This window comes from Streptomyces echinoruber, assembly GCF_014651135.1.
Taxonomy (GTDB): Bacteria; Actinomycetota; Actinomycetes; order Streptomycetales; family Streptomycetaceae; genus Streptomyces; species Streptomyces echinoruber.
Map to the genome: position 1 here is coordinate 39,137 of NZ_BMWH01000023.1, position 23,075 is coordinate 62,211.

Annotated in this window: 17 protein-coding genes and 4 pseudogenes; 8 read left to right on the top strand and 13 right to left on the bottom strand. The window is 72.7% G+C overall.

Annotated elements, in window-relative coordinates; genetic code table 11:
- Positions 1–23: 23 nt before the first annotated feature.
- Positions 24–1,529: an arabinosylfuranosidase ArfA gene (gene arfA / locus IE225_RS23770; protein WP_190059637.1), complete on the bottom strand. Its 1,506-nt coding sequence runs from the start codon at positions 1,527–1,529 to the stop codon at positions 24–26.
- Positions 1,530–1,827: 298 nt separating this feature from the next.
- Between arfA and IE225_RS23775 the strand changes: the two genes are divergently transcribed.
- The 4 genes from IE225_RS23775 (at position 1,828) to IE225_RS33410 (ending at position 5,831) form a co-directional block, all read left to right on the top strand.
- Complete coding sequence (locus IE225_RS23775; protein WP_190059698.1) at positions 1,828–2,856, top strand: LacI family DNA-binding transcriptional regulator; 1,029 nt, start codon at positions 1,828–1,830, stop codon at positions 2,854–2,856.
- 712 nt (positions 2,857–3,568) lie between these two features.
- Positions 3,569–4,837, top strand: a complete 1,269-nt coding sequence (locus IE225_RS23780) for a methyltransferase domain-containing protein (protein ID WP_229879952.1) — start codon at positions 3,569–3,571, stop codon at positions 4,835–4,837.
- Between the two features lie 92 nt (positions 4,838–4,929).
- The gene (locus IE225_RS33405; RefSeq protein ID WP_229879953.1) at positions 4,930–5,700 is read left to right on the top strand and encodes a class I SAM-dependent methyltransferase; all 771 of its coding nucleotides are present in this window, start codon (positions 4,930–4,932) and stop codon (positions 5,698–5,700) included.
- Positions 5,622–5,831, top strand: coding sequence for an NUDIX domain-containing protein (locus IE225_RS33410; protein WP_229879974.1), 210 nt, complete (start codon positions 5,622–5,624; stop codon positions 5,829–5,831). Before IE225_RS33405 ends, IE225_RS33410 begins: the two co-directional genes overlap by 79 nt.
- Before the next feature lie 244 nt (positions 5,832–6,075).
- Here IE225_RS33410 and IE225_RS23790 read toward each other — a convergent pair whose 3' ends face one another.
- The 3 genes from IE225_RS23790 to IE225_RS23800 all read right to left on the bottom strand — a co-directional run bounded on the left by IE225_RS23790 (position 6,076) and on the right by IE225_RS23800 (position 7,539).
- A complete protein-coding gene (locus IE225_RS23790) occupies positions 6,076–6,495 on the bottom strand; it encodes an arsenate reductase ArsC (protein WP_190059639.1) in 420 nt (139 codons plus the stop codon).
- A 130-nt stretch (positions 6,496–6,625) separates the two neighbouring features.
- Entirely contained in the window at positions 6,626–7,099 is a 474-nt protein-coding gene (locus IE225_RS23795; protein ID WP_190059699.1) for a GNAT family N-acetyltransferase, read from the bottom strand.
- A gap of 65 nt (positions 7,100–7,164) precedes the next feature.
- Complete coding sequence (locus IE225_RS23800; protein WP_190059640.1) at positions 7,165–7,539, bottom strand: ArsR/SmtB family transcription factor; 375 nt, start codon at positions 7,537–7,539, stop codon at positions 7,165–7,167.
- Positions 7,540–7,777: 238 nt separating this feature from the next.
- On the opposite strand from IE225_RS23800, the gene IE225_RS23805 reads away from it, so the two are divergent.
- Positions 7,778–8,272, top strand: coding sequence for an ArsI/CadI family heavy metal resistance metalloenzyme (locus IE225_RS23805; RefSeq protein ID WP_190059641.1), 495 nt, complete (start codon positions 7,778–7,780; stop codon positions 8,270–8,272).
- Positions 8,273–8,372: 100 nt separating this feature from the next.
- On the opposite strand, the gene IE225_RS23810 is transcribed toward IE225_RS23805, so the two are convergent.
- Positions 8,373–9,206, bottom strand: coding sequence for an oxygenase MpaB family protein (locus IE225_RS23810; RefSeq protein WP_190059642.1), 834 nt, complete (start codon positions 9,204–9,206; stop codon positions 8,373–8,375).
- 677 nt (positions 9,207–9,883) lie between these two features.
- Here IE225_RS23810 and IE225_RS33415 point away from each other — a divergent pair.
- Positions 9,884–10,289, top strand: a pseudogene (locus IE225_RS33415) (AMP-binding protein); the annotation flags it as partial.
- Positions 10,290–10,995: 706 nt separating this feature from the next.
- On the opposite strand, the gene IE225_RS23820 reads toward IE225_RS33415, so the two are convergent.
- From IE225_RS23820 to IE225_RS23835, 4 genes are all read right to left on the bottom strand, one after another.
- A complete protein-coding gene (locus IE225_RS23820) occupies positions 10,996–11,280 on the bottom strand; it encodes a GlsB/YeaQ/YmgE family stress response membrane protein (RefSeq protein ID WP_190059643.1) in 285 nt (94 codons plus the stop codon).
- Between the two features lie 184 nt (positions 11,281–11,464).
- Positions 11,465–12,475 carry a LacI family DNA-binding transcriptional regulator gene (locus tag IE225_RS23825; RefSeq protein WP_190059644.1) on the bottom strand — a complete coding sequence of 337 codons (1,011 nt, stop codon included), beginning with the start codon at positions 12,473–12,475 and terminating at the stop codon, positions 11,465–11,467.
- Positions 12,476–12,708: 233 nt separating this feature from the next.
- Complete coding sequence (locus tag IE225_RS34120; RefSeq protein ID WP_373303265.1) at positions 12,709–13,221, bottom strand: transposase; 513 nt, start codon at positions 13,219–13,221, stop codon at positions 12,709–12,711.
- The gene (locus tag IE225_RS23835; RefSeq protein WP_190059646.1) at positions 13,125–15,041 is read right to left on the bottom strand and encodes a glycoside hydrolase family 5 protein; all 1,917 of its coding nucleotides are present in this window, start codon (positions 15,039–15,041) and stop codon (positions 13,125–13,127) included. The genes IE225_RS34120 and IE225_RS23835 overlap by 97 nt, the downstream gene beginning before the upstream one ends.
- 565 nt (positions 15,042–15,606) lie before the next feature.
- Here IE225_RS23835 and IE225_RS23840 point away from each other — a divergent pair.
- On the top strand, positions 15,607–17,565 hold the full coding sequence (locus IE225_RS23840) for an SMI1/KNR4 family protein (RefSeq protein ID WP_190059647.1): 1,959 nt from the start codon (positions 15,607–15,609) through the stop codon (positions 17,563–17,565).
- A gap of 101 nt (positions 17,566–17,666) precedes the next feature.
- Here IE225_RS23840 and IE225_RS34125 read toward each other — a convergent pair.
- The 3 genes and pseudogenes from IE225_RS34125 to IE225_RS23850 all read right to left on the bottom strand — a co-directional run.
- Positions 17,667–17,988 (bottom strand): annotated as a pseudogene (locus IE225_RS34125) (transposase family protein); the annotation flags it as partial.
- Positions 17,972–18,333, bottom strand: a pseudogene (locus tag IE225_RS34130) (YhjD/YihY/BrkB family envelope integrity protein); the annotation flags it as partial. The pseudogenes IE225_RS34130 and IE225_RS34125, both read right to left, overlap by 17 nt.
- Before the next feature lie 155 nt (positions 18,334–18,488).
- A complete protein-coding gene (locus tag IE225_RS23850) occupies positions 18,489–19,262 on the bottom strand; it encodes an MIP family channel protein (RefSeq protein WP_190059648.1) in 774 nt (257 codons plus the stop codon).
- Between the two features lie 588 nt (positions 19,263–19,850).
- Here IE225_RS23850 and IE225_RS33435 point away from each other — a divergent pair.
- Positions 19,851–21,109 (top strand): annotated as a pseudogene (locus IE225_RS33435) (class I SAM-dependent methyltransferase).
- On the opposite strand, the gene IE225_RS23865 reads toward IE225_RS33435, so the two are convergent.
- On the bottom strand, positions 21,054–22,610 hold the full coding sequence (locus tag IE225_RS23865) for a GMC family oxidoreductase (protein ID WP_190059651.1): 1,557 nt from the start codon (positions 22,608–22,610) through the stop codon (positions 21,054–21,056). The pseudogene IE225_RS33435 and the gene IE225_RS23865 overlap by 56 nt on opposite strands.
- Positions 22,611–23,075 lie beyond the last annotated feature (465 nt).

Genomic DNA, 23,075 nt, shown 5'->3' on the forward strand with positions numbered 1-23,075 from the left:
GCCCGGGGACGGTCGGATCGAAGTCAGCGCGTGGCCAGGCGGATCATGGTCCAGGACACGGGGGGCAGTTCGACGGTGAGCGCGCCGCCGTCGGCCCTGGTGCCCGCGACCGGGCGGGGCCGGACGCGGTCGGGCTGCTCGGCGGTGTTGGCCGCGGTGGTGTCGGCGTCGTGCAGGAGCAGGTGCTCCCTCACCCGCGCCGCCGGGAAGGCGCGCAGGTCGGCGGTGAGGGTCAGCGGTTCCCCGCGGCCGCGGTGCACGGCGAACAGCACCACCTCGCCGCTCTCCTCGTCGTGCGTGGCGGTGGCCCACAGGGCGGGCACCTCGCCGTACCGGGCGGTGTCCACCACCGGGGAGTCCGGTTCGACGCGCAGGACGGTGCCGCGCGCGTGCCGTGCGGTGCGGGCGAAGGGGTGGAAGATCGTCTGCCGCCAGGCCGGTCCCTGGGGCCGGGTCATGATCGGCGCGATCACGTTCGCCAACTGGGCCTGGCAGGCCGCGCCCACCCGGTCGGCGTGGCGCAGCAGCGTGATCAGCAGGCTGCCCACGACGACGGCGTCGGTGACGTCGTACACGTCCTCGATCAGTTCGGGCGCGGGCCGCCAGTCGAGCGCATGCTCGCCCGCGAACCGGCTCTGGTACCAGACGTTCCACTCGTCGAAGGAGAGCTTGATTCTCTTGTCGCTGCGCAGTTTGGCGCCCACGTGGTCGGCGGTGGCCGTGACGGCCGTGATCATCCGGTCCATCCCGGCGGCGCTGGCGAGGAAGGAGTCGACGTCCCCGCCGACGGGCTCGTAGTAGGCGTGCAGGGAGACGAAGTCGACGAAGTCGTAGGTGTGTTCCAGCACCGTCGCCTCCCAGGAGGCGAAGGTGTCGATGTGGGCGTTGGAGCTGCCGCAGGCCACGAGCTGCAGTGAGGGGTCGAAGCGTTTCATCGCCCGGGCCGTCTCGGCGGCGATCCGGCCGTACTCGTGCGCCGTCTTGTGGCCCATCTGCCAGGGGCCGTCGAGTTCGTTGCCCAGGCACCACATGCGGACGTCGTGCGGCTTGTCCACGCCGTGGGAGCGGCGCAGGTCGGACAGGGTCGTGCCGGAGGGGTGGTTGGTGTACTCCAGCAGGTCCAGCGCCTCGGCGGTGCCGCGGGTGCCGAGGTTGACGGCCATCATCGGCTCGACGCCGGCCTTGCCGGCCCAGGCCATGAACTCGTTGAGGCCGAAGGCGTTCGACTCCACACTGCGCCAGGCCAGGTCGAGCCGGCGGGGGCGGGCCTCGCGGGGCCCGACGCCGTCCTCCCAGCGGTAGTTGGAGACGAAGTTGCCGCCCGGGTAGCGCACGACCGTGACACCGAGTTCGCGCACCAGGTCCAGGACGTCCGTGCGGAAACCGTCCTCGTCGGCGGCGGGATGGTCCGGCTCGTAGACGCCGGTGTAGACGCACCTGCCCATGTGCTCGACGAACGAGCCGAACAGACGCCGGTCGACGGACCCGATCCGGAAGGCCGGGTCCAGGGTGAGGCGGGCCGTGGGCATGAAGCTGGGCTCCCTGGGGTCTCTGCGGACGGTGGTGCGTGCCGCGGCCGTCGGCGGCGGCACGCACCACCGTGAGGTGGGCGCGGACGGCCGCTCGGATGGCCGGGGAGGCGCGGGCCGTCGTCGCCCGTTACGATTACATCGTTGAAACAGCGTCGTAAATAGGGGCGGCAAGATTCTTCGCACAATGCGTCCGGGGCGCCGCGGCGGGGCCCGGCCCGCCGCGCGCGGGCCGTGTGCGACGGTGAGACGTGCAACGGGGCAGCAGCACCCGCGGGGTGCGATGGAGGTGAACAGGGTGGGGGCGAGCCTGAAGGACGTCGCGGCACTGGCCGGCGTGTCCGTGAAGACGGTGTCCAACGTGGTCAACGGTTACACGTACGTGTCACCGCCCACGCGGGAGAAGGTCGAACGGGCCCTGGCCCAGCTCGACTACCGGCCCAACCTCTCGGCGCGCAACCTGCGCCGGGGCCGCACCGGGGTCATCGCCCTGGCGCTGCCCGAACTGGACGCCCCCTACTTCGCCGAGCTGAGCCGCTTCGTGATCGAGGCCGCCGGCGACCGCGGCTGGACCGTCCTCATCGAGCAGACCGACGGGCTGCCCGAACGGGAGCGGGAGGTCCTGGAGGGAGTGCGGGAGCAGCGCATCGACGGGCTGATCTTCAGCCCGATCGCGGTGGGCCGCGAGGAACTGGCCGCCCGCACCGACACCACGGCGCTGGTCCTGCTCGGCGAGCGCGTGCTCGACGGCCCGACCCACCACGTGGCCATCGACAACCAGCGGGCCGCCCGCGAGGTCACCGAGCACCTGATCGCGTGCGGCCACACCCGGATCGCGGCCATCGGCCGGCAGGACAACCCCGGTGCGAACACCGCGCACCTGCGCCTGGCCGGATACCGCGACGCGCTCCGGGCCGCGGGCATCGACTACGACGAGCGGCTCGCCCCGCCCACGGCGTCCTACCACCGCGCCGACGGCGCGCAGGTCATGCGGCACCTCCTGGACCTGCCCGAACCTCCCCAGGCCGTCTTCTGCTTCAACGACCTGCTGGCCCTCGGCGCCCTGCGCACCGTTCTGTCCTCCGGTCTGCGCGTGCCGCAGGACATCGCCCTGGCGGGCTTCGACGACATCGAGGACGGCCGCTACAGCACCCCGACCCTCACCACGGTCTCCCCCGACAAGGCGCAGATCGCCCGCGCCGCCGTCGACATGCTGGACGCCCAGCTCACCGGCGTGCGGCACGCGGCCCGCCGCCGTACGAACCCGCGCGAGGTGACCGCGGAACACCGGCTGCTGGTGCGGGAGAGCACCCGGTGCGAGCCGTGAGCCCGCCGCGGCGGCGGACGGGGACGCGGACGCCCTGGCATACGGGGCGCGTACGCCGCGCCGGTCCGGAAGGTCAACTCCCGGCCGGCCCGCACCCCTGACCGCACCTCCTCAACCGGGCGACGACCACCCGCAGGAGTGATCGAACACCGCGTCACGGCTTCCTCACCGGTTCCCGCACGCCCCCTGCCCGCCGGCTCGCGTCTTCGTCCGGCGATTAGCCCGCCCTCGCCCGTAACGCCTTCTGCGTCAGGCGCGTTGTCACGTCACCGGCCCCGCCCCACCGCCCGCAGGAGGAGCCCGTGCCTTTCGCCGCCGTCCCCTCCCTCTCACTTCCGGTCCTCGAACAGGCCGTTTGGGGCTCGTCTTCCGCACGGGCGCGTCCGGGACGCGCCGCTGACGCCGCGCGGCTCCGCGCCACCCGCACCGCACGTCCGGCGCCTACGGCGAACCCGCCCGTGCGGGAGGCCTGTTCGCCGAACTCCTCGCCCTGTCCCGCGACCGCTGAACGCGGCTGACTTCTGACCGGAGGGGCTCTTGCCCGAACCGGCCGTACCACCCCCTCGACGCGCTGCCGGAGCCGGCCGTGGCCTGCACCCGGGCCGCGATCGACGGCATCCGGCGCAAACGCCGCTGCCCCGGAACAAGCTGGTCCCGACCCGCGAACGCATCCCCGCCCCCGCCCCGTCCGTTGTTCATGGAGGTCACCACGGTGTCCGAACCCGCATGCCCCGCGATCGGCGGCACCCCGGTCCCTGCCCCCGAGGTGGCCGACGCCGAGGCGGCCGCCGCCCGCGCCGAGATGGTCACCCGGCTGGAGGCGAGCGGTGACCTCCGGCCCGGCCCGGTGCGCGAAGCCCTGCTGGCGCTGCCGCGCCACGTGCTCATGCCCCAGGCGTACGTGCGGCGCAGCGCACCCGACGAGACCCCACCGCGCTGGGAGCTGCTGGACTGGGCCGTCCCCGCCCACCGTCCGGAGCTGCTGCGCGTGCTGCACAGCGGCGACAGCGTCGCCGTGCAGCACGACGGGGAGGCGATGCGGGCCCGGGCGGGCGGCTTCCGCTCGGGCGGGGCCATCACCGCGATGTCGAGCGTGCTGGGGATGACGGCCGGACTGCTCCAGCGACTGGATCTGCGGCCCGGGCAACGGGTGCTGGACGTGGGCACCGGAGCGGGGGTGACCGCGGCGGTCGCGTGCTTCGTCTGCGGGGACGCGGGCGTGGTCACGATCGACCTCGACGAGCATGTCACCGCGGCCGCGGCCCGGCACCTGGCCGCCCTCGGCCACCGGCCCGCCGCGGTCACCGGCGACGGGGAGGCCGGATGGCCCGACAGGGCGCCGTACGACCGGGTGTTCGTCTCCTTCGCCGTCCCCCGCGTGCCGGCCGCGCTCGTGGAGCAGCTCGCCCGTGGGGGCCGCGCGCTGGCGACGATCGGTACGTCCTCCCCGTCCTGGCCGGGCCTGGCCGTGATCACCAGGACGGCAGGGGGGCGGATCGAGGGAGAACTGCGCGCGGTCGAGTACGGGCACCGGGCCGGGTGGGGATGGCAACGGCTGTTCCTGTCCGCCGCGTTCCGCGACCGGATCGCCGCCGGGCGGGGCCGCACCGTACGCGGTTGTCCCGCACCGCCGCCGCGACAGGCCCGGGGGATGTGGCTGGCCCTGGACCATCTGCGTCCCGGTCTGGTGCGCAACCTCGGCGCGCAGCACCTGGAGATCGGCGCCCCGGAATGCGGCTCGTGGGTGCGTGCCCGCCCGGACGGAGACGGTACCTGGACCGTCACGGAATGCGGGCCGCGCGCCCTCTGGGACGAGATCCAGCAGGTCGCGGCCCGGTGGCGGGCAGCCGGTGAACCCGCCGCCTACCGAATCGGCTTCGACGCGGACGGTGAGCAGTGGGCCGCCGCCGGGCGGGGCCGCACCGCCCTGTCCTGGCCGCTGGTCGATCCGCGCCCGCGCCGGGAGGAAAACCCGCCATGAGCCGGTACGACGGCCACCTTGATGCGTCGCGTTTCCGCACCAACCGTTCCCCACCGGTCCCGGCCGATGGACCAGACCAGGAGACCCTCACGGTGGGACATATTCCGCCCCAGGAAGGGGACACGCACTACGCGGACGGCAAGACCTTCCGGCTCCTTACGGACGCCGAGCGCCGTCTGCTCGCCGAGCACGCACCGGCCCCCGACGGCGGCCTCGCCCTCGATGCCGGCCGCGGGACCGGCGAACTCGCCCGCCACCTGGCCGCCACCGGCTACCGGGTCGACGCCGTCGACATCGCATCCGCCGCCCTCGCCCGGGCCGAAGCCGGGCAGACCGGCCCCGCGGCGGTCACCCACCGGCTGTCCGGCAGCGAACACGGCGACCCGGACGACCTGCCCCACCCCGCCTACGACCTGATCGTCTTCCGCCTCAGCCGGGCCTTCGTCCGCGACCGCACCCGCGTGCTGAACCGGCTGCGCGAACGGCTGCGCCCGAACGGCACCCTCTGCGTGGTCACCCCCGTCGCCGGCGCCGTACCGGACGGCAAGCGCGACATCGCGCTCGACGAGGACGAACTCGACCTGCTGCGCACCGGTTGGAGGGTCGCCGAACGCCACGACGCCGACGGGCTCGCCTTCCTCGTCCTGCGCGACCCCCTCCCCACCCGCGTCGCCTGCGCCGACAAGGGGCGCCCCGCCCCGCACGCGCCGACCGGTGCCGGAGTCGTCGTCACCGACGCGAAAGGGCGATCCTGCTGGGCTGGTCGGCGCGAGGCGTCTGGGAGCTGCCCGGCGGCAAGAACGACGCCGGCGAGGACTTCCTCGACACGGCCGTGCGCGAACTGGAGGAGGAGACCGGCCTGAAGGCCGACCGTACCGACGCACGACTCCTGGCGCTGCTGATGGACTACGTCCACGGCGTCCCCCGCCTGACGCGGCGGCCGTCCGCATCACGGCCCACACCGGCGAACCGGCCGTCACCGAGCCGCACCTGATCCGCCGCTGGGAGTGGCACGAGCCCACCGACCTGCCCACGCTCCCCCAGCCCCTGTTCACCCCCCAGCGCACACGTCATCGACACCGTCCGGCCCGGCCTGCTCACCGGCCTGCCGCCCGTCCACCGCTACCCCGTCGCCCCCTCCGCGACGCCCGAGCCCGCCGAGCAGGCGGTGCCGGCGGCCGAACCGCCGCTCAGGACGGACGGCCGACTCGTCGAACAGGGCCGGGCGGGGCACGGCGTCACACCCCCCGCGGCGCGTCGATCTCGGCGATCAGGGCCTCGACGCGAGCCCTGATCTCGTCGCGGATCGGGCGTACGGCTTCGACGCCCTTGCCCGCCGGGTCCTCCAGCCGCCAGTCGAGGTACTTCCTGCCGGGGAAGACCGGGCAGGCGTCACCGCAGCCCATGGTGATCACATAGTCGGACGCCTGGACGGCCTCGGGGGTGAGCACCTTGGGCTTCTGGTCGGCGATGTCGATGCCGACCTCCTTCATCGCCTCGACCGCGGCCGGGTTGACCTGGTCGGCGGGCAGGGACCCGGCGGAGCGGACCTCGATCCGGTCGCCCGCGAGGTGCCTGAGGAATCCGGCGGCCATCTGCGAGCGGCCGGCGTTGTGGACGCAGACGAACAGCACGGAGGCGAGCGGGCGGGAGGACATCGGTACTTCCTTCAGTTTCTTTCGCGGTCGGCGGTGAAGGGGCCGACTCGAGGCGGTCCGGCCGGCATCGGCAGGGTCGACCGGTCGGCATCGGCCGGGGAGGCCGGCCGTCGCCGGCACGGGGCAGCGGTCAGAGGACGACGGGGCTGCGGCGTTCGAGGAGGACGACGTCGCGCCAGCGACCGTGGTGGCGGCCGACGCGTTCGCGGGTGCCGATGACGCGGAAGCCGGCCCGCCGGTGCAGGGCGAGGCTGGCGGTGTTCTCGGGGAAGATGCCGGACTGGATGGTCCAGATCCCCGCCGCCTCGGTCGAGTCGATCAGGGCCTTCAGCAGGGCGGAGGCCACTCCGCGTCCCCGGGCGTCGGGGTGGACGTACACGGAGTGCTCCACGACACCGGCGTACGCGCAGCGGTCGGAGACCCTGGTGGCGGCGACCCAGCCGAGGACGGCCCCGCGCTCGTCCAGGGCGACGAAGCGGTGCTCGGGCAGCTTCGCGGCGTCGAACGCCTGCCAGGCCGGGGCGGTCGTCTCGAAGGTGGCGTCGCCCTCGTCGATGCCCGCCTGGTAGATCGCCAGGACCTCGTCGGCGTGCGCGGCGGTCATCGGCGCGACGGTCACGCTGGTCGGGTCGGACACGGTGTCGCAACTCCCTGGGTTTCCGGTCGGGGTCAGGTCGCGGCGGGCGCGACGGTCAGCAGTCTGCCCATCGCCGCCAGTACGGACGGCTCGACCCGGTAGTACACCCAGGTACCACGCCGTTCGGAGGTGAGCAGCCCGGCCTCCTTGAGCTTCTTCAGGTGGTGGGAGACGGTCGGCTGGGAGACGCCGACGTCGGAGATGTCGCACACGCACGCCTCGCCGCCCTCGTGCGAGGCGACCGCCGAGAACAGCCGCAGCCGCACCGGATCGCCCAGCGCCTTGAACATCCGCGCGGCCGTCTCGGCCTCCTCCGCGGTGAACGGGCGCTCGGTGAGCGGGGGGCAGCACGGCGCCACGGCATCGGACTCGGGCGCGATCAGCGGCAGCACCTTCGTGTTCGACATGCATCTATGTTGACACGCGTCGAACCAGTTGGACGATGCCGCGCCGGAACGGGCGGGACCGCCACGTCGACCACCCCCACCCCGATCCACTGATTCGGCGAATGTCTATGTTGACGTTTGTCGAATCAGGTGTCACACTGACCGCACCAAGTCATCGACAACTGTCGAATCAAAGGGCGGCCGCCGAGCCGCCACCCCCACCCATCCACCCATCCGCCCACCCGGCAAGAGGTGCACCATGTCCCGCGTCCAACTCGCCCTCCATGTCCCCGACCTCGGCGCGTCCGTCGCCTTCTACAGCAGGCTGTTCGGCACCGAACCCGCCAAACTCCGCGACGGCTACGCCAACTTCGCCGTCGCCGAGCCCCCGCTCAAGCTCGTCCTGATCGAAGGTGCGGCGGAGGAGGCCACCCGCCTGGACCACCTCGGCGTCGAGGTCGAGTCGGCCGAGGCCGTCCGCGCCGCCACCGCCCGCCTGAACGAGGCCGGCCTGGCCACCGCGGAGGAGAACGACACCACCTGCTGCTACGCCCTCCAGGACAAGGTCTGGGTCCACGGCCCCGGCCGGGAACCCTGGGAGGTGTACGTCGTCAAGGCCGACGCCGGCACCCTCGCCGAACAGCAGGGCAGCACCTGCTGCACCAGCCCGGCCGCAGCCACCGACACCGACGCCGACACCGAGGAGCCCGCCGCCACCGACGCCGAGGAGCCCGCCGCCGCAGACAGCTGCTGACCGGCCCGTGGCGGACCTCCGCGCCGACCGGGCGGCGCGTTCCCGCGGGTCGTCGGGCGCAGCATCGTCCGGCCTCCGCGGAACTCCGCCGCCACCGGGCTCACCGTGCCGCCGAGCGGGCGGCCCGGGCCACGGGCAGATAGCGCAGGCGGTCGGGCAGCGACCGGACCACGGTGCGTACGACGGCTCCGAGGCGGCGCAGTCTGCGTTCCTGCCGGGGCGTCCAGGCCACGCCGAGGCGTTCGCGGGCGGCGGGCGGGAGCAGGCCGACGGTGACGAAGACGTGCAGGCGGACGAGGGGTGCGCGGAGCAGCGGCCAGACGCGGCGCAACAGCGCGCCCGCGCCGGGCGGCGGTGGGACGGGGCGGCGCGGGTCGAGCAGTTCGTCCACCACGACCGTCCGTTCCAGCTCGTTCTCGACCATCGTGTCGAAGTACGGCCAGAACTCCTCGGGCGTCTGCGGTATGTCGCGGTCGTCGATGCCGAGGACGCGGCCGAGCTGGAGCAGTTCGTCGTACAGGCGGCGCTCGTCCAGGGGTGTGAGCGGGCGGGAGACGTAGCGGGCGGCCCGCAGGAAGACCGGGTAGGCGGTGGCGTGCACCCAGGCGTAGTGGGCGGGGGTGAGGGCGTGGTAGGCGCGGCCGTGGCTGTCGGTGCCGCTGATGGCCCTGTGCAGTCGGCGCAGCCGGCGTCCCTCCTCGATCGCCCGGTCGCCGCCGTAGACCCACAGCTGGAGGGAGTCCAGGGAGCGTCGGGCGCGTCCCCAGGGGTCGGTGCGGAAGACCGAATGGTCGTCGACGCCCGCGCCGACCGCGGGGTGGGCGACCTGGAGGACGGCGGCGGCGGGCAGCGAGAGCAGCAGCCGTACGTCGCCCGCGATGTCCCACAGGATGCTCCCCGGGGCGAGCGGTTCCGGTTCGGTCCGGGTCGTCATGTCGGTGCGCTCCAGAGGCCGTCGGGCGGCGGGGGCGGTGCCCGCACCCCTGGGCCCGCTGCGCCGCCCCGCGCGACCACCTCCAGCACACCATGCCGCCCGGCGCGGGCGCAGCCGGTACCGCCCGGGGCCCGTTCACCACGCCGATCCCGGCCGACGCGGTCCGCGCGATGACCACCACGTGCCAGGGCGTCGTCGGCCGGCACCGCGCGAACGGCCCGCTCACCGCCGGGGAGGGCGCCGGGCGGCGCGTCCTGCCGAGCCCCGGCACGGCCGGGCACCCCGGCGTGATCACCGGGGTCTCGGCGTCGCCGGCGATGCCGCGCAGTTCGCCGGACGGCTCGTCGACCGGCCGGCGCAGCGGGAGGCCGCCCCGTTCCGGGTGCCGCCGGAGGTCACTGCGCCGCGCCGCCGGCGCTCCGCCTCGCCCTGCCCGCGCACGGCCGCCGCGCGCCGCGTCCGTGGGAGCCGCGCCCGTCGGCGCCGACCTCGCGCCGGCCCGCCCCGGCCACCGTGGAGACCTGGTGACGGGCGGGCCGTGCCCCGCGGCTCCCCGAACGGCCCGTGCGTCACCCACCACCCGCGTCACCGGAGGAAACACCGGCACGTCCCCCCGCTCCGGCCTCCGCCCCGCATCCGGCCGCCCGCCCGTCGGCGGCCGCCCGTCCGTCGGCGCGGAAGAGGCCGCAGACGACCGTCTCGCGTTCTGGGCGCGGCAGGCGGAGCACCTGCACCGGGAGACCCGCCGGCCCACCGTCCTGGACTGGACGAACGCGCCGTTCGCCCGCTGGTTCACCGGCGGAAGGCTGAACGCCGCGCACCACTGCGTCGACCGCCGCGTCGAGGCCGGTCACGGCGAGGAGGTCGTCTTCCACCGGGAGGGCGAGCCCGGCGACACCCGCACCCTCACCTGCGCCGAACTGCGGCGCGAGGTCCGCAAGGCCGCCAATGCCCTGCTCTCGCTGGGCCTCACGGCCGGTGACCGGGGTCGCCATCCAACTGCCGATGATCCCCGAGGCCGTCTTCGCCATGCCGGCCTGCACCCGGCTCGGGCTGCCGCACAGCGTGGTCTTCGGCGGCTTCCCCCGCACGATCCCCCAGGCGCAGGAGCTCTCCGCCGTCCTGGCCGCGGCCGGCAGGCCCGGGACGCCGTCCTCGAGTTCACCGCGCCCCAGGAGGTGACGGGAAGTGGCTGGTACTGGGCATCTCCTGGCCCACCGGACCGGTCTGCGGCGCGGCCGGACCCGGCTGCTCGTCCCGGCTGGGCGACCGCTGGTTCCTCCGGGCCGAGCACCGCGGCTGGGTGCCGATCGCACACGGTACGGCCGGGGGCTGCCGGGACGTACACCGCGTCGAACCGGCCTTCCCGACGTCGCTGTGCGTGTCGCTCGCCCCGCTCCCGGCCGCACTGCACCCGAGTCACCCTCCGGCGTCCCCGTCCACCTCCGCGCGCCCCCATGCTCGTTCCACCGCGACGACGGCCCCGTGAACGTGGGTGAGGCAAACGCCGCGGCGTTCCCGACTCGCCGCCAGGTGTGACGAGGTTGAATGCGCCCCCAAAACCGCCGCGGCCGACCGGGCCGCAGGCCCAGCCGGTCTCCCGGCACGGCCGGCCTCCCCGTCGTCCCGCGGGCGGCGGTGCGGCCCCGGAAGTCACGGATCACGGCGAAAGCCCGTGCGTCTCACCGCCCGAGGCGTGAGAGACGAAAAGGTGCCCCCGTCCCGAGGACGGGGGCACCCGTGTCCTTCATGCCGCCGCGCAGCCGGCCGCGGCGGTCACCCGGGCCTGTCACGCGTGGACGTGCCGACGCCCGTGCCCGCGGCCGGTGAACAGCCGGTACAGGGCGAGGAGGATGACGGACCCGATGATGGCCGCGACCCAGGTGGACAGGTCGAAGAAGCCGTCGATCGAGTCGACTCCGAAGATCACCTTTCCGAGGAAGCCCCCGAGCAGACCTCCGGCGATACCGATGAGCATGGTGACGATGATCCCGCCCGGGTCCTTCCCCGGCATGATCAGCTTGGCGATGGCTCCGGCGAGCAGACCGATGACAATCCACGCGATGATACCCATGTCTTCTCCTTGCCTCTCGGTTCGCCGAACGTGTTTCCAAGAAGCGCGTGACCAAACTGCCCCTCACGATCCGCCTCGCCTCCGCCTCGCCTCCGCCTCGCCTCCGCCGCCCTGCCCCGCGCCGCCGCGAGACCCCGGCCCGGACACCGTGCGGGCCGGGGCGGTTCCGGTCGGGCACGCCGCCTCAGGACGACTGGCGTACGACCAGTACGGGCCGGAGTACCGACTTCCGCCCCGCGGCGGTCCCGTCGTTGAGCCGGGTGATCAGGAGTCGGGCCATTTCCCGGCCCATGTCCTCCAGGGGCTGACGCACGGTCGTCAAGGGCGGATCGGCGTCGACCGCCACAGGAGAGTCGTCGAAGCCCACCACGGCCACGTCGTCGGGAACCCGGCGCCCCGACTGCCGCAGGGCGTGCAGCGCTCCGGCCGCCATGCTGTCGGACGCGGCGAACAACCCGTCCAACTGCGGGCAGCGTTCGAGCAGTTCGCGCATGGCTGCGACACCCGAGGCGCGGGTGAAGTCGCCCTGCACCTCGACGAGCGGGTCCAGTCCGCTCTCCTGGAGCACCTCGCGACAGCCGGTGCGCCGGTCCACGCCCGCCTGGATGTCCAGCGGACCGGTGATGGTCGCGATGCGGCGCCGGCCGCGCTCGACGAGATGCCGGACGGCCAGCCGTGCGCCGGCCACGTTGTCGACGTCGACGGACCAGTCCGCGGCATGGCCGGTCGGCCGGCCCACCAGAACGGTGGGGATCCCGGACCGCTCCAGTTCGCCCGGCAGGGGGTCCGAGCCACGCAGCGAACTGAGCAGCACCCCGTCGACGTGACGCGCCTTCAGAAACTCGGTCAGCCGGTCCCGGTCCTGCTGGGACTGGGAGATCGCCAGCAGCAGCTGGACCCCCTCGGCCGCCAGGCCCGCCGTGGCCCCGCGCACGATGGCCGAGAAGTACGGCTCCTCCCAGAAGACCCGCTCCTCGTCGACCGCGACGACGAGGGCGACCGTGTCGGTGCGCCGGCGCACCAGGGCCCGGGCAGCCGAGTTGGGCACATATTCCAGCTCCCGGACGGCGCGCAGCACGGCCTCGCGGGCGGTTTGGCTGACCTGGTCGGAGCCGTTGATCACCCGTGACGCGGTCCCCCGGCCCACCCCCGCACGGGCCGCCACCGCGTCGAGCGTCGCTCGTCGTCCCTCCAACTGCCCCTCTTCCTCTCGCCGCTCGGGTGACACCGCATCAACCGGCGGCGTCGAAGGCCGCCTTCAGGTTAGCCGTCGGATGGCCGCGCCCACCGAGCCGAGGAACGCATCACACCCACGTCGATGCGCGCAGGTTTCCATCGCCGTGGTCCTGCTCGTGAGCCACCGGAGCGGGACCGAGGTGAACGGCAGCCCGAAAGGCAGGAGGACCTGGGACCGCGGCAGAGCGGCCGTCACGTCGACGTGGCAGCCCGGCACCAGCAGAGCCAGTGCCACGGTGCACGGGACCCGGGCCTGCGATTTCGTCCCCTTTCCGCCCTGACGTGGGCGGTGTCGAGCACGGCCCGGGGCATCTCGATGCGTCTTCCGGTCCCGGGTCGGCCCCACACGCCGATCCGGGACCGGATGGGGAAACGGCGGTGCACCGTCGGCTTCGACGCCCCGGAGCACGGTGGCAAGGCCCGCCAGGCACAACCACCGGCCAGGACGTGGACGATCGCCGCGAACGCCGCTTCCTCATCGATGTCCGCGCCCCCGCCACCTTGCAAACGCACCCACGCCGACGGCAGTGGAGGTCTGGTGACCCCCCGCGGCCCGTCCGGCACGATCCGTCCCCACCGTCCATTCGGAGGACCGGTCCCCGTCCGCCTCAGGACAGCCGGCGGCAGAGCAGCGCGGCAGGGCCCCCGGAGCTGCCCACGCGTGTGGTGAACGCGATCCCGGCGGCGTACTCGTCGTCGGCGCACTGGCCCTTGTAGTCGCCGTAGGCGAAGTCACCGCCCGAGGCGGGGCGGTTGTCCGACCGGTCGAACCAGACGGTCCGGCCCGTGGTGCCGAGGGAGGTGCGGCCGGGGACGCACAGGGCTGCCGACATGCGGCCACCGCGGCGGCTGTAGCCGATCAGGAAGGAGCCGGAAGGGCACTGCAGCTTCGTGTAGCCGGACGCCCAGTCGCCGCCTTGCGGAACGTGGCGTTCGTCGGTCACGACAATCTGGGTGTCCTGTGCGGCACGCAGGTCGCCGGCGGTGACGTCGGTGCACAATCCGCGGCCCGTGGTGTGGCTGAGGCCGATCAGCCTCAGCCCGTCGGGGCAGGCGGCCTTGTAGGCGCCCTGGTCCCAGTCGCCGTCGGCGCGCACCCGAAGCGACTGGACGTGATCGCCGTGGTCGGTGGTGAGCATGCGCCAGGTGGGCACGGGGGCGACGGGTCCGGTGCGGGTCGGCGAGGTCATGAGACGGGTCCAGCCCGCCTGGCGCCAGTCGGCCTGGTCCAGAAGACCATGCCGGTGACCGTCGGTGTCGTAGCGCAGCAGAGCCCAGTCGTCGTGTCCCTCCCAGCCGACCAGGGGCCAGTAGGCGAAGTCGGCGTCATGGCGGGCGAAGTAGTCGGTGATCCTGTCGAACCAGGTGCGGGCGGCGCTGTTGGTTTCGTTGGCCCCGATGCCGAACTCGCTGATCCACAAGGGCGCCGTGAAGTGCCGGCCGCTTTCCTCCGAGACGAAGAAGGCCTGGTCGTGGAGGGCTTGCTCGAGCTCGTCGCGGGTGAGGTCCTGATAGCGGGGGTCGCTGGTCTCACCGACACCGGTGGCTCCGCTGTGGTGGGGGCCGGTGTAGCCGTAGAAGTGCGCGGAGTAGACCAGCTTGCCGGCGGCCACGAGGGTGTGCGAGAGCGTGCGTGCGGGGGTGAGCGTCGGGCGGCCGTGCGGGAACCCGTCGACGGGCAGGCCGGTCCAGTTGATCCCCTCGATGACGATGAGCAGGTCGGGGTTGGCTTCGGTGAGGATGCGGTCCGCGGCGAGCTGGGCGGCTGCGTACCAGTCGTATGCGTCGCCGTCGCCCCAGTCGGGATCGTGCAGAACGTCCCGTCGTACCTCGTTGTACAGATCGGCTCCGACCACGCGGGGGTTGGAGGCGTAGCGGCGGGCCATGAAGATCCAGTCGTTCACCCACCGCTGGGTGTCCTGGCTGCTGTTCCACCGCTCGTTGCCGTCGATGCCGCAGCACCAGCGGGAGGTGACGGTGTGGTTGTTGAGTACGACCGCGAAGCCGTCCTGGGTGAGAGCGGCCACCACGGAGTCGAAGACCTGCAGCGGTGTCCTGCCGCGCAGCTGCGGATTGGCCGTGACCGCGGCGTCCGGCACGGGGGCCGTCGTGTGGATCATCTCGTTGGAGAAGGGCAGCCGGATGCTGTTGATGCCGAGTGCGTGGAAATCGGCGAGCAGCCGGGCCAGGGGGACGCGGTCCAGACCGAGGGGTATGCCGTGGGAGTTCTGGCCGGCGTGGTGGTGGGCGGGATCGGCGATGTCGCCGCTTCCGGTCCACGATCCCTGCGCACCGTCCCAGTTGGCCGACTTCAGCCGGAACCGGTTGCCCGCCGCGTCGACGATGTACCGGCCCCGGGTCGACAAGGGCGGCTGCCAGGTGTCGGCCTCCGCCGCCGCGCGGGGCTCCGTGGGATTCGTGGGATTCGAGGCGGCAGGAGCGGCAAGCGCCCCCGGCGCCGTGGCCAGCAGCATCACGGCCGACGCCATGCCTGTCAGGTACTTGACAATACTGGTGATGGGCATGGGTCCTCTGCAAACAGACGTTGACGTGTGGGGGTGACGGGCTGCGCAGGGCACGGCGTTCCTCAGCAGTTGTCGCGCACCCGATCGGCACGGCCGCCCCTGGGCAGTGCCCGTCAGTCTGCGCGACAACTGTCGTTGTCCCGGAAGCATTTGGCGTGCGGATACTAGCCTTCGCGAGCGAAGGCGTCGACCGCGCGAGACGGAATCCCGCACCGCGTCTTTCCCAACCGGGCGCGTGAATCGGCAAGTTGGGTCGGCACATGGGCAAATCCCCTGCTGAACAGGGTTTCTCGACCAAGGAGTCCGCGCTCTCCAGAGGCTTCACGTGTTTGCCCACCCGTCCACCCGTCCGGCGCCGACGTGTCCGGCCCCGCCCCGCGCTTCCTCGTGCGACGACCGCGGGAACACCGCCGCAGGTTCGGCGTGTCGGGGGGTGGTTCAAGACCCCCGTGTACCAGGGCTGTTGCCGGATCCCCGGGATCGCCGAGGAAGGAGGTGCCGAGTCCCGCCGGCGCGGGCGAGCAGCGGAGCGTTGTTGTCAGTGGCGGGTGACAGCATCGGGCGCATGACGGACACCACGGCATTCGACTGGCGGTCCTTCCTGCTCAGGTGGAGCGGGGAGTGGGCGGATTCCCTGCCGGACAGCGAGACGCGGAGCGAGGACGACGAGGCCGCGCGACGGGCGCGGTGGCTGGGCTTCCCACCCGCGTCCGAGGAGCGGATCGCAGCCATGGAGGAACGCCTCGGCCGACGGATGCCCCCGTCGTACCGGGAGTTCCTCAAGGTCAGCGACGGCTGGCGGCACGCGGGCGGATTCGTGTGGCTGCTGGCGGGGACCGAGGACGCGCGCTGGCACGACAACGAGTCGGGACTCGCGGACATCTTCGAGGAGTACCTGGACGAGGACGCCGGGCCCGAGGAGCGGCGGGAGGCGGACGTCTGGCGGCGCGGGCTGCAGCTCGACGTCGAGTCCGACATCACCCACGTCCTGATGGATCCCGGGGACGTGGACGAGGACGGCGAGTGGGCCGTGTACACGTGGGCGAGCTGGCGGGCCGCGCCACCCGAACGGCACGCGAACTTCCTCGAGTTCATGCGGGACATGTACCGGGAGTTCCACAGCCTGCGGGCGCACCGGAGCGACGGGGAGCCGGTGTTCGTCAACGACACGACGCGGAAGCTGGACGCCCTGGTGGAGGAGGCCCGGCTGGAGGCGCTGCGCGGCGACTGGGAACGGGCCTTGAAGACGCTGGACGAGGCCAAGGGGTACGGCCGGCCGCGGGCCGCCGGGCTGGGCGACCAGATACGCCGCCTGCTCGGACAGACCTACATGGTGTACTTCGACGACCTGGTGACGGACCCGCGGTACGCGCCCGAGCTGCTGCCGCCGCTGGTCGCCGAGCACGCGGCGCACTCCCACCGGGACGACTCCACGCTGACGTTCCCTCTGCGGGGTGCCGACGGCGACTTGGTGTCCCTGGCGTACGCGACGCTGGAGCAGGTGCGCAACGGCACGTACCGGTACACGGCGGCCGGACCGTTCGGGGAGGCGGTCGAGCGGGCGCGGGAGCTGGCGCGGTGGGGAGACACCGACGGAGCATGGCGGACGCTGATGAACGCTCTGCCCCGGTGGGAACCGCTGGGCCCGGACCACCTGGCGCCGCTGGGGTGGGTGGCCGACCCTCTGCTCGGGCCGCTGCTGACCCCGGAGCGGGGCCGCGAGCTGCTGTCCACTCCCAGGGGCGGGCAGCGCGGTGAGGCACCGAGGCCGACGGCCGGGCTGGACCCGGGCAACCTGGCGTGGCTCGCGGAGCCGGACCCGGGCAACAACCGCACGTCCTACCGGTTCGTCCTGGTGGAAGGTGTGGAGCCGGAGGAACTGCCCGGACGCCTCGCGGACGGAGGCGGGGACGGGGCCGTGCTGAGCGAACCCATGACCTTCTGGGAGGCGCGCCACAGGTCGCTGCGCAACCGGAGGGAGTTCTCGTCCTACGACGACAAAGCCCTCATGGCGGTCGGCCGGGCCGGCACCCGCTGGAGCTTCGCCTTCGACGGAAACCCCGCCCCGTTCAACCGGCAGCGGTTCGTCTCCCCGGCCGCGGCCGCCGGCGCGGGCACCCGCGCGGTGGTGGTGTGGAGCGGCCTGCGGGCACGGCACGAAGAGCAGTTCTTCCACCTTTCGGTGGCGCAGGACGGCGACGAGCAGTACGCGTTCACGTACGCGGACGGAGAGGTCCGGCGGAGCGGGGAGATACCGCGGGCGCTGGACCCGAGCCGGTTCTTCGGCCACCTGGCGGACGGCGCCGAGGCGGAGCGGTCGCTGCTGGAAGCGGTGGCCGGGGAGTTCGGTGTCCATCTGCCGCGTCACGCGATCGTGCGAGGACGGCTCCACACGTTCACCACCCGCTCCTGGACGCGACCGCCGAGGAACGGAGAGACGTACGCGGTGATCCGTCTGCGCCGGGTAGCCGGAAACCTCACCGACAACGAGCAGGCAGGAGACGACGGGCCGGGAAACGGCTGAGGGCTGTCCGCAACCGCCGGCCACGAGCGAGGTGATCTTGTGGTGGCCGGTGTGGTCACGGCATCGGGGCCGTCCTGGACGGTCCCGTTCACCGGGCTGAGCCCGTGGCGGGAGCGGATGGGCGGGATGCCCCGGACGAGGGGCTGCGGGCCGAGACCGTCGTGGATGCCGGCGGCGGAGATGCCCAGGGACAGGGACAGGGACAGGGGCAGGGGCAGGGGCAGGCCGTTGCGGTCGGTGATCAGGCGGATCTTCGATCCACTCTTGCCGCGGTCGGTCGGATTCGGTCCGGTCAGCGGCCCCCTTGTGCCGCCCTCGGGCTGACGGAGTCGATCGCGCACCGCGACCGGTCGGCTCCCCGCGGGCACCGGGCTCGTCGAGGAGGACGCGGTGCAGCCTCGCCCAGACCCGATCCCGGCTCCACGGCCCGGATGATGATGTCCCTGCCGAGCCGGGGGCGAACTTCCCGATGTTGGCCGGCATCGAGTCGGTCGCCGACTTGCCGGAGATACCCAGCAGCGACACCAGCACCAGCAGCGCCGGGAACAGCGACAGCACCCCGTCATACGTCAGTGCCGCGGCCCGGTCGGTCAGCTCGTCGTCCTTGAACTCGCGCAGGCTGCCCCTGAGCGCCTTGGCCCACGCCCCCTTCGGGAGCTTCGTCGGTATATCCGGCGCTGCGCGTTCCACCTCGGGCTTTGGCCCGGCTTCTTCCGGCGTCGGCGCCTGATCGCTGCCGTTGTGATGTTTCCGCCCTGGAAGGTGCAGCTTCGTCTACGAGAGCCGAGTAACCCTTGCTCATGCCCCTCACGCCCGCCGGCGCCACTGTGTACATGCCATGTCGTCCATGCCATCTCCAACCGGCGGGCACGGCTGGTGCTTGATCCACTTCTGTGCGTGCCCTGATGAGCGCCCCGGATCCGTCAGGCGGCTGTCCGGTCCTGGTCGGTCTCCCGGATCTCCTCCGCGCGGTGGGCGGCAGGGTGGGTGATGCGGTGCACTGCTGCGGCGAGTGCGCCCCCGACCAGGGGCGCGACCAGGAACAGCCAGAGTTGGGACAGAGCGGCCGAGCCGGCGAAGACAGCCGGTCCCAGGCTGCGCGCCGGGTTCACCGAGGCGCCCGTGAGGGGAATGCCGACAAGGTTGGCCACCGCGAGCGCCAGACCGATCGAGAGGCCGTCGAAACCGTCCAGTGCGAGCTTGTCGGTCACGGTCAGGCAGACGAAGACCAGCAGGAAGGTCAGCAGTATCTCGATGACGAATGCGCCGAAGATGTTGATGCCGACACTTGAGCGGGTCCCGTAGCCGTTGCTGCCGAAGTCTCCCTGGATCCTCACGCCGGGCACCTGCGAGGCGACGAGGAGGAGGAGTGCGGCGCCGGCGATGCTTCCGAGCAGTTGTGCAACCCAGTATTGGATGGCCGTGTGGGCCGGGATGCGGCGCGAGAGCAGCATGCCGAGGGTGACTGCCGGATTGACGTGGGAACCGGAGATCGGCCCGAGACCGTAGGCCAGGACCAGCAGGGTGAGGCCGAAAGCGAGCGCGACGCCCAAGGCGCCGATGTACTTCCCGGCGAGGACGACGGAGCCGACTCCGAACAGTACGAGTATGAGCGTCCCGAAGAACTCGGCTGCTATCGGATTGGGCTCGGCCTTGGTGGTCCGGGCTGCAGGGGTTTCGACTGCCTTGGCGTCCATGACGCCTCCTTTTTGCTCGTGCCATTCATGCGCACGACGAAGCGCGCCCCGGAACCGGCTGATGCCTTGGGAGTCATCCCGCGATGTCTGGTCGTTCGCACAGGCAGGCGGACGACCTGACTCAAGGGCCGCTGGTGGGGTTGCGGGCTCCGTCGATGGCGGTCTGTCCGGGCTGACGGGCCTATTCGGTGATCTGTCCGGCCTGTCCTGGCCTGATCGGCGGTGGTACGCGCGGCCTGTGTTGCGGTGTCTGCATGACCCGACCCTCGCTCACCGCCGGACCATCTGGCGTTATCGAGGGCCGATGAGGATGCCTCCCTCATCGTCTAACCATGAGATATCGGTCAAAACGTGAGAACTGGACCATGTTGTGGTCTTCAAGTCCCAGCCGGGCAGGGGCGCCCTGCACGTCGGGCCGACGAATCGCAGGGGCGTTCCGCCGCCGGCGCTGCTCGATTTGCGCGTCACCGGCGGGACCTGACCGGCTTCCTGCACCTCGCGTTGCCCCTGGTGCTCGTCGTGAGTCCGCGGACGGCAGCGCGTCGGCCGCGGCAGACGCTGCTCGGCGCCCTGGAGGTGCTGGGCTGCGTGCGGCAGACGGGAACCTGGCCGCTGCCTCCCTCCCGGCCACGGGCGGAGAGCGGCCGGCACACGCGCCGGGTCGCCGCCGTACGCCATCACTACGACGCGGGCAACAGCCTGGACGAAGCGATTCTGGGTCCTTCCATAGCGTATTCCTGCGCCTACTGGCCCAGCCCCGCTCACCTGTAGGACCTCGACGGCGCGCAGCGCGCGAAGCTGGACGTGATCTGCCGCAAACTCCGGCTGCGGCCGGGGGCGCGACTGCTCGATGTCGGCTGCGGCTGGGGCTCCCTCCTCACGCACGCCGCCGAGCACTACGGCGTCCGGGCGGTCGGTGTGATCCTCGCCCGCAAGCAGGCCGCCGCGCCCGTCACCGCATCGCACGCGCGGGTCTCACCGGCCTGGTGGAAGTGCTGCTGTGCGGTTACCGAGAGGTGGACGACGGCCCGTACGACGCCCTTGCGGGCATGGAGGTCACCCGGCGTCTCGGCCGGGGCGAACCGGCATCGTACGGGCGCCGGCTGCACGCCCTGCTGCGTTCCGGTGGCCTCCTCCCGGCCCACGACGTCTACGCCGCCAAGGCCCACCGGGCACGTCAGGACGAGGCGTTCGTCCACCGCTACGTCACACCGCGGCTGCGCGTGCGGACCCTGGCCGGAGGTCTCCGGTGTCTGAACGACGCCGGGCTGAAAGTTCTCGCCGCCGAGAACCTGATCGGGCCTTTCGGCCCCACCTTCCGGGCCTGGCCGGCCAATCCGGAGGCGCACCGGGACCGCGCGGTCGCCGCGGAAGGCGCCCGTGCCTGGCAGTTCTTCCTCGCCGACGGGGCCCTCGCCTGTGAACGCCACTGGACGGGAGCGGCCCGGATCGTCGCGACACGCCTCCCCCGTCCACGGGCCGCTGCGTCCTGGTGGACCGGCTCGGTTCGGGTGGCGTGCGGGGCGTCCTCCCGGCGCGCGCCCGCGGGAGGGCAGGCCGCGGCCGAGGCACAGCACACGCACCTCGCCGGCCCTCCCCCTCCCCCGCCTGGTGCGACGGCATGGGCCGTCGTACCGGCGCGCTCTTCGGCAGGGCACCTGCGACGGCTCCCTTTCCACGGCCGGCGGCGGGGAGCAGCGGCCCACCCGGTTCTCCGACGGGCCGGTCAGGGGCCCGTCGGGAGCCGAGGGGAGAGGACGGGCCCGGACAGGTCCGTGTCTGACGGCGCCGTCACGCCGGTGCAGGAAGACCGCGGATCATGTCGGCGGCCTTTTCCGCGATCATGATCGTGGGGGCGTTGGTGTTGCCCCGCACCACGGTGGGCATCACCGAGGCGTCCACCACCCGCAGCCCGCTCACGCCGTGCACACCGAGCCGGGAGTCCACCACGGGCCCGATGGAGCAGCTGCCCGCCGGGTGGTACAGGGTCTGCACCTCACGCCGGGCGAAGTCGAGCAGGCCGGCGTCGTCGGTGGAGCGCGGTACGCGGAAGTCGGCCCGGCGGTGCTTGGCCAGGCTGGGCCGGTCGGCGATGTCGAGCAGCATCCGCAGCGCCCGGACCATCGTGGCGCGGTCCTCTTCGGTGGTCAGGTAGTTGTGCAGGATGTGCGGCTTGGCGCTGGGGAGCGCCGAGCGCAGGGAGACCCTACCCCGGCTCGTGGGGGTGAGCAGAGCCGCGCCGATCATGAAGGCGTGGTCGGTCACGGGGCTGATGCCCTCCTCGTGGAACATCACCGGCGCGGCGTGCACCTGGATGTCCGGGGCATCCAGTCCCTCGCGGGTGCGGTGGAACCCGCCGGCCTCGCCGACGTTCGAGGTGAGCGGGCCGCGGCCCTCGGTCTCCAGCAGGCGGAGGTTGTCCGGCGTTCCTGCGGTGAACAGCGACTCGGTGTCGGTGAGCCAGCTCAGACCGACGTGCGGATGGTCCTGCAGGTTCTCCCCCACGGGGAGGTCGACGCGGGGCGTGATGCCGTGGGCCGCCAGTTCACCGCCCGGGCCGATACCGGAGAGCATGAGCAGCTGCGGCGAGTTGTAGGCACCGGCCGACAGCACGACCTCCCGTTCGGCGCGCAGGCTCAGCAGTTCGCCGTCCCGGTCCACCTCGACGCCGGTGGCACGGCCGCCGTCGAGCAGCACGCGGGTGCACTGGGCGCCGGTCAGCACCTCGAGGTTCGGCCGGGGCAAGGCCGGCCGCAGATACGCGTCGGCCGTGCTGCAGCGCAGACCGTCGCGCTGAGTGAGGTGATAGTAGCCGACGCCGTCCTGTTCGGGGCCGTTGAAGTCATCGGTGCGGGGGTGGCCGGCCTCCTGTGCCGCTGTCACGTAGGCGTCCATCAACGGATGCCGGGAACGGCCTTCGCTGACCGTGACAGGCCCGCCGGTGGCGTGCCACGGTGACGTGGCGCCCGTGAAGTCCTCGGCGCGCAGGAAATACGGCAGGACGTCCTGCCAGCTCCATCCGTCGGCGCCGCCGGCCGCCCAGGCGTCGTAGTCGCGGCGATTGCCGCGTATGTAGATCATCGCGTTCATGGAGGAGCAGCCGCCGAGCATCCGGCCCCGGGGCAGGTAGCGGCGGCGGCCGTCCAGCCCCGGTTCGCACTCGGTGAGGTAACTCCAGTCGTACTTCGTCTGGAAGAGCTTGCTGAACGCCGCCGGAACGTGGATTTCCGCGGCATCGTCCACCGGGCCTGCCTCGATGAGCAGAACGCGCGTGCTCTCGTCCTCGGTGAGCCGGCTCGCCAGCACGCACCCCGCCGATCCGGCGCCCACGATGATGTAGTCGTACATTTTTCCCCCTCGCCTTTCCCCCTCGCCCGGCCCGGTTGCTCGGCCCCTTCCACCCAAGCCGCATCGGCGGGGAAATCACACCGTGCTCTCGGCCATAGTCGACGGGCGCGTCAGCCGGCGCGCCCGGCCTCGTGCAGAGAGACGACGGCCTCCACCAGGGCGTGCGGTTTCTCCCAGTTGAGCATGTGTCCGGCGTCCGGCACGGTGACCAGCCGTGCGCCCGGTATCCCCGCGGCCAGGCGCCGGGCGTGGCTCGGCGTCTACACGGTGGGCGGTACCGTGGCCGCGCCGGTCGCGGCCTGGTGGCGGGAGCGGCGCGAGGCCGCGGCGGCCGGAGCCGTCGGGGCGGGCGGCGACAGGGGCGGCCGGGTGCGGCCGCACGGACTCCCCGAGGACGGCCGGACGGCGATGAGGGGGCGCGGGACACCAAGTCGTCGGTGTACTCCTCGTGCTCCTTGCGCCCCT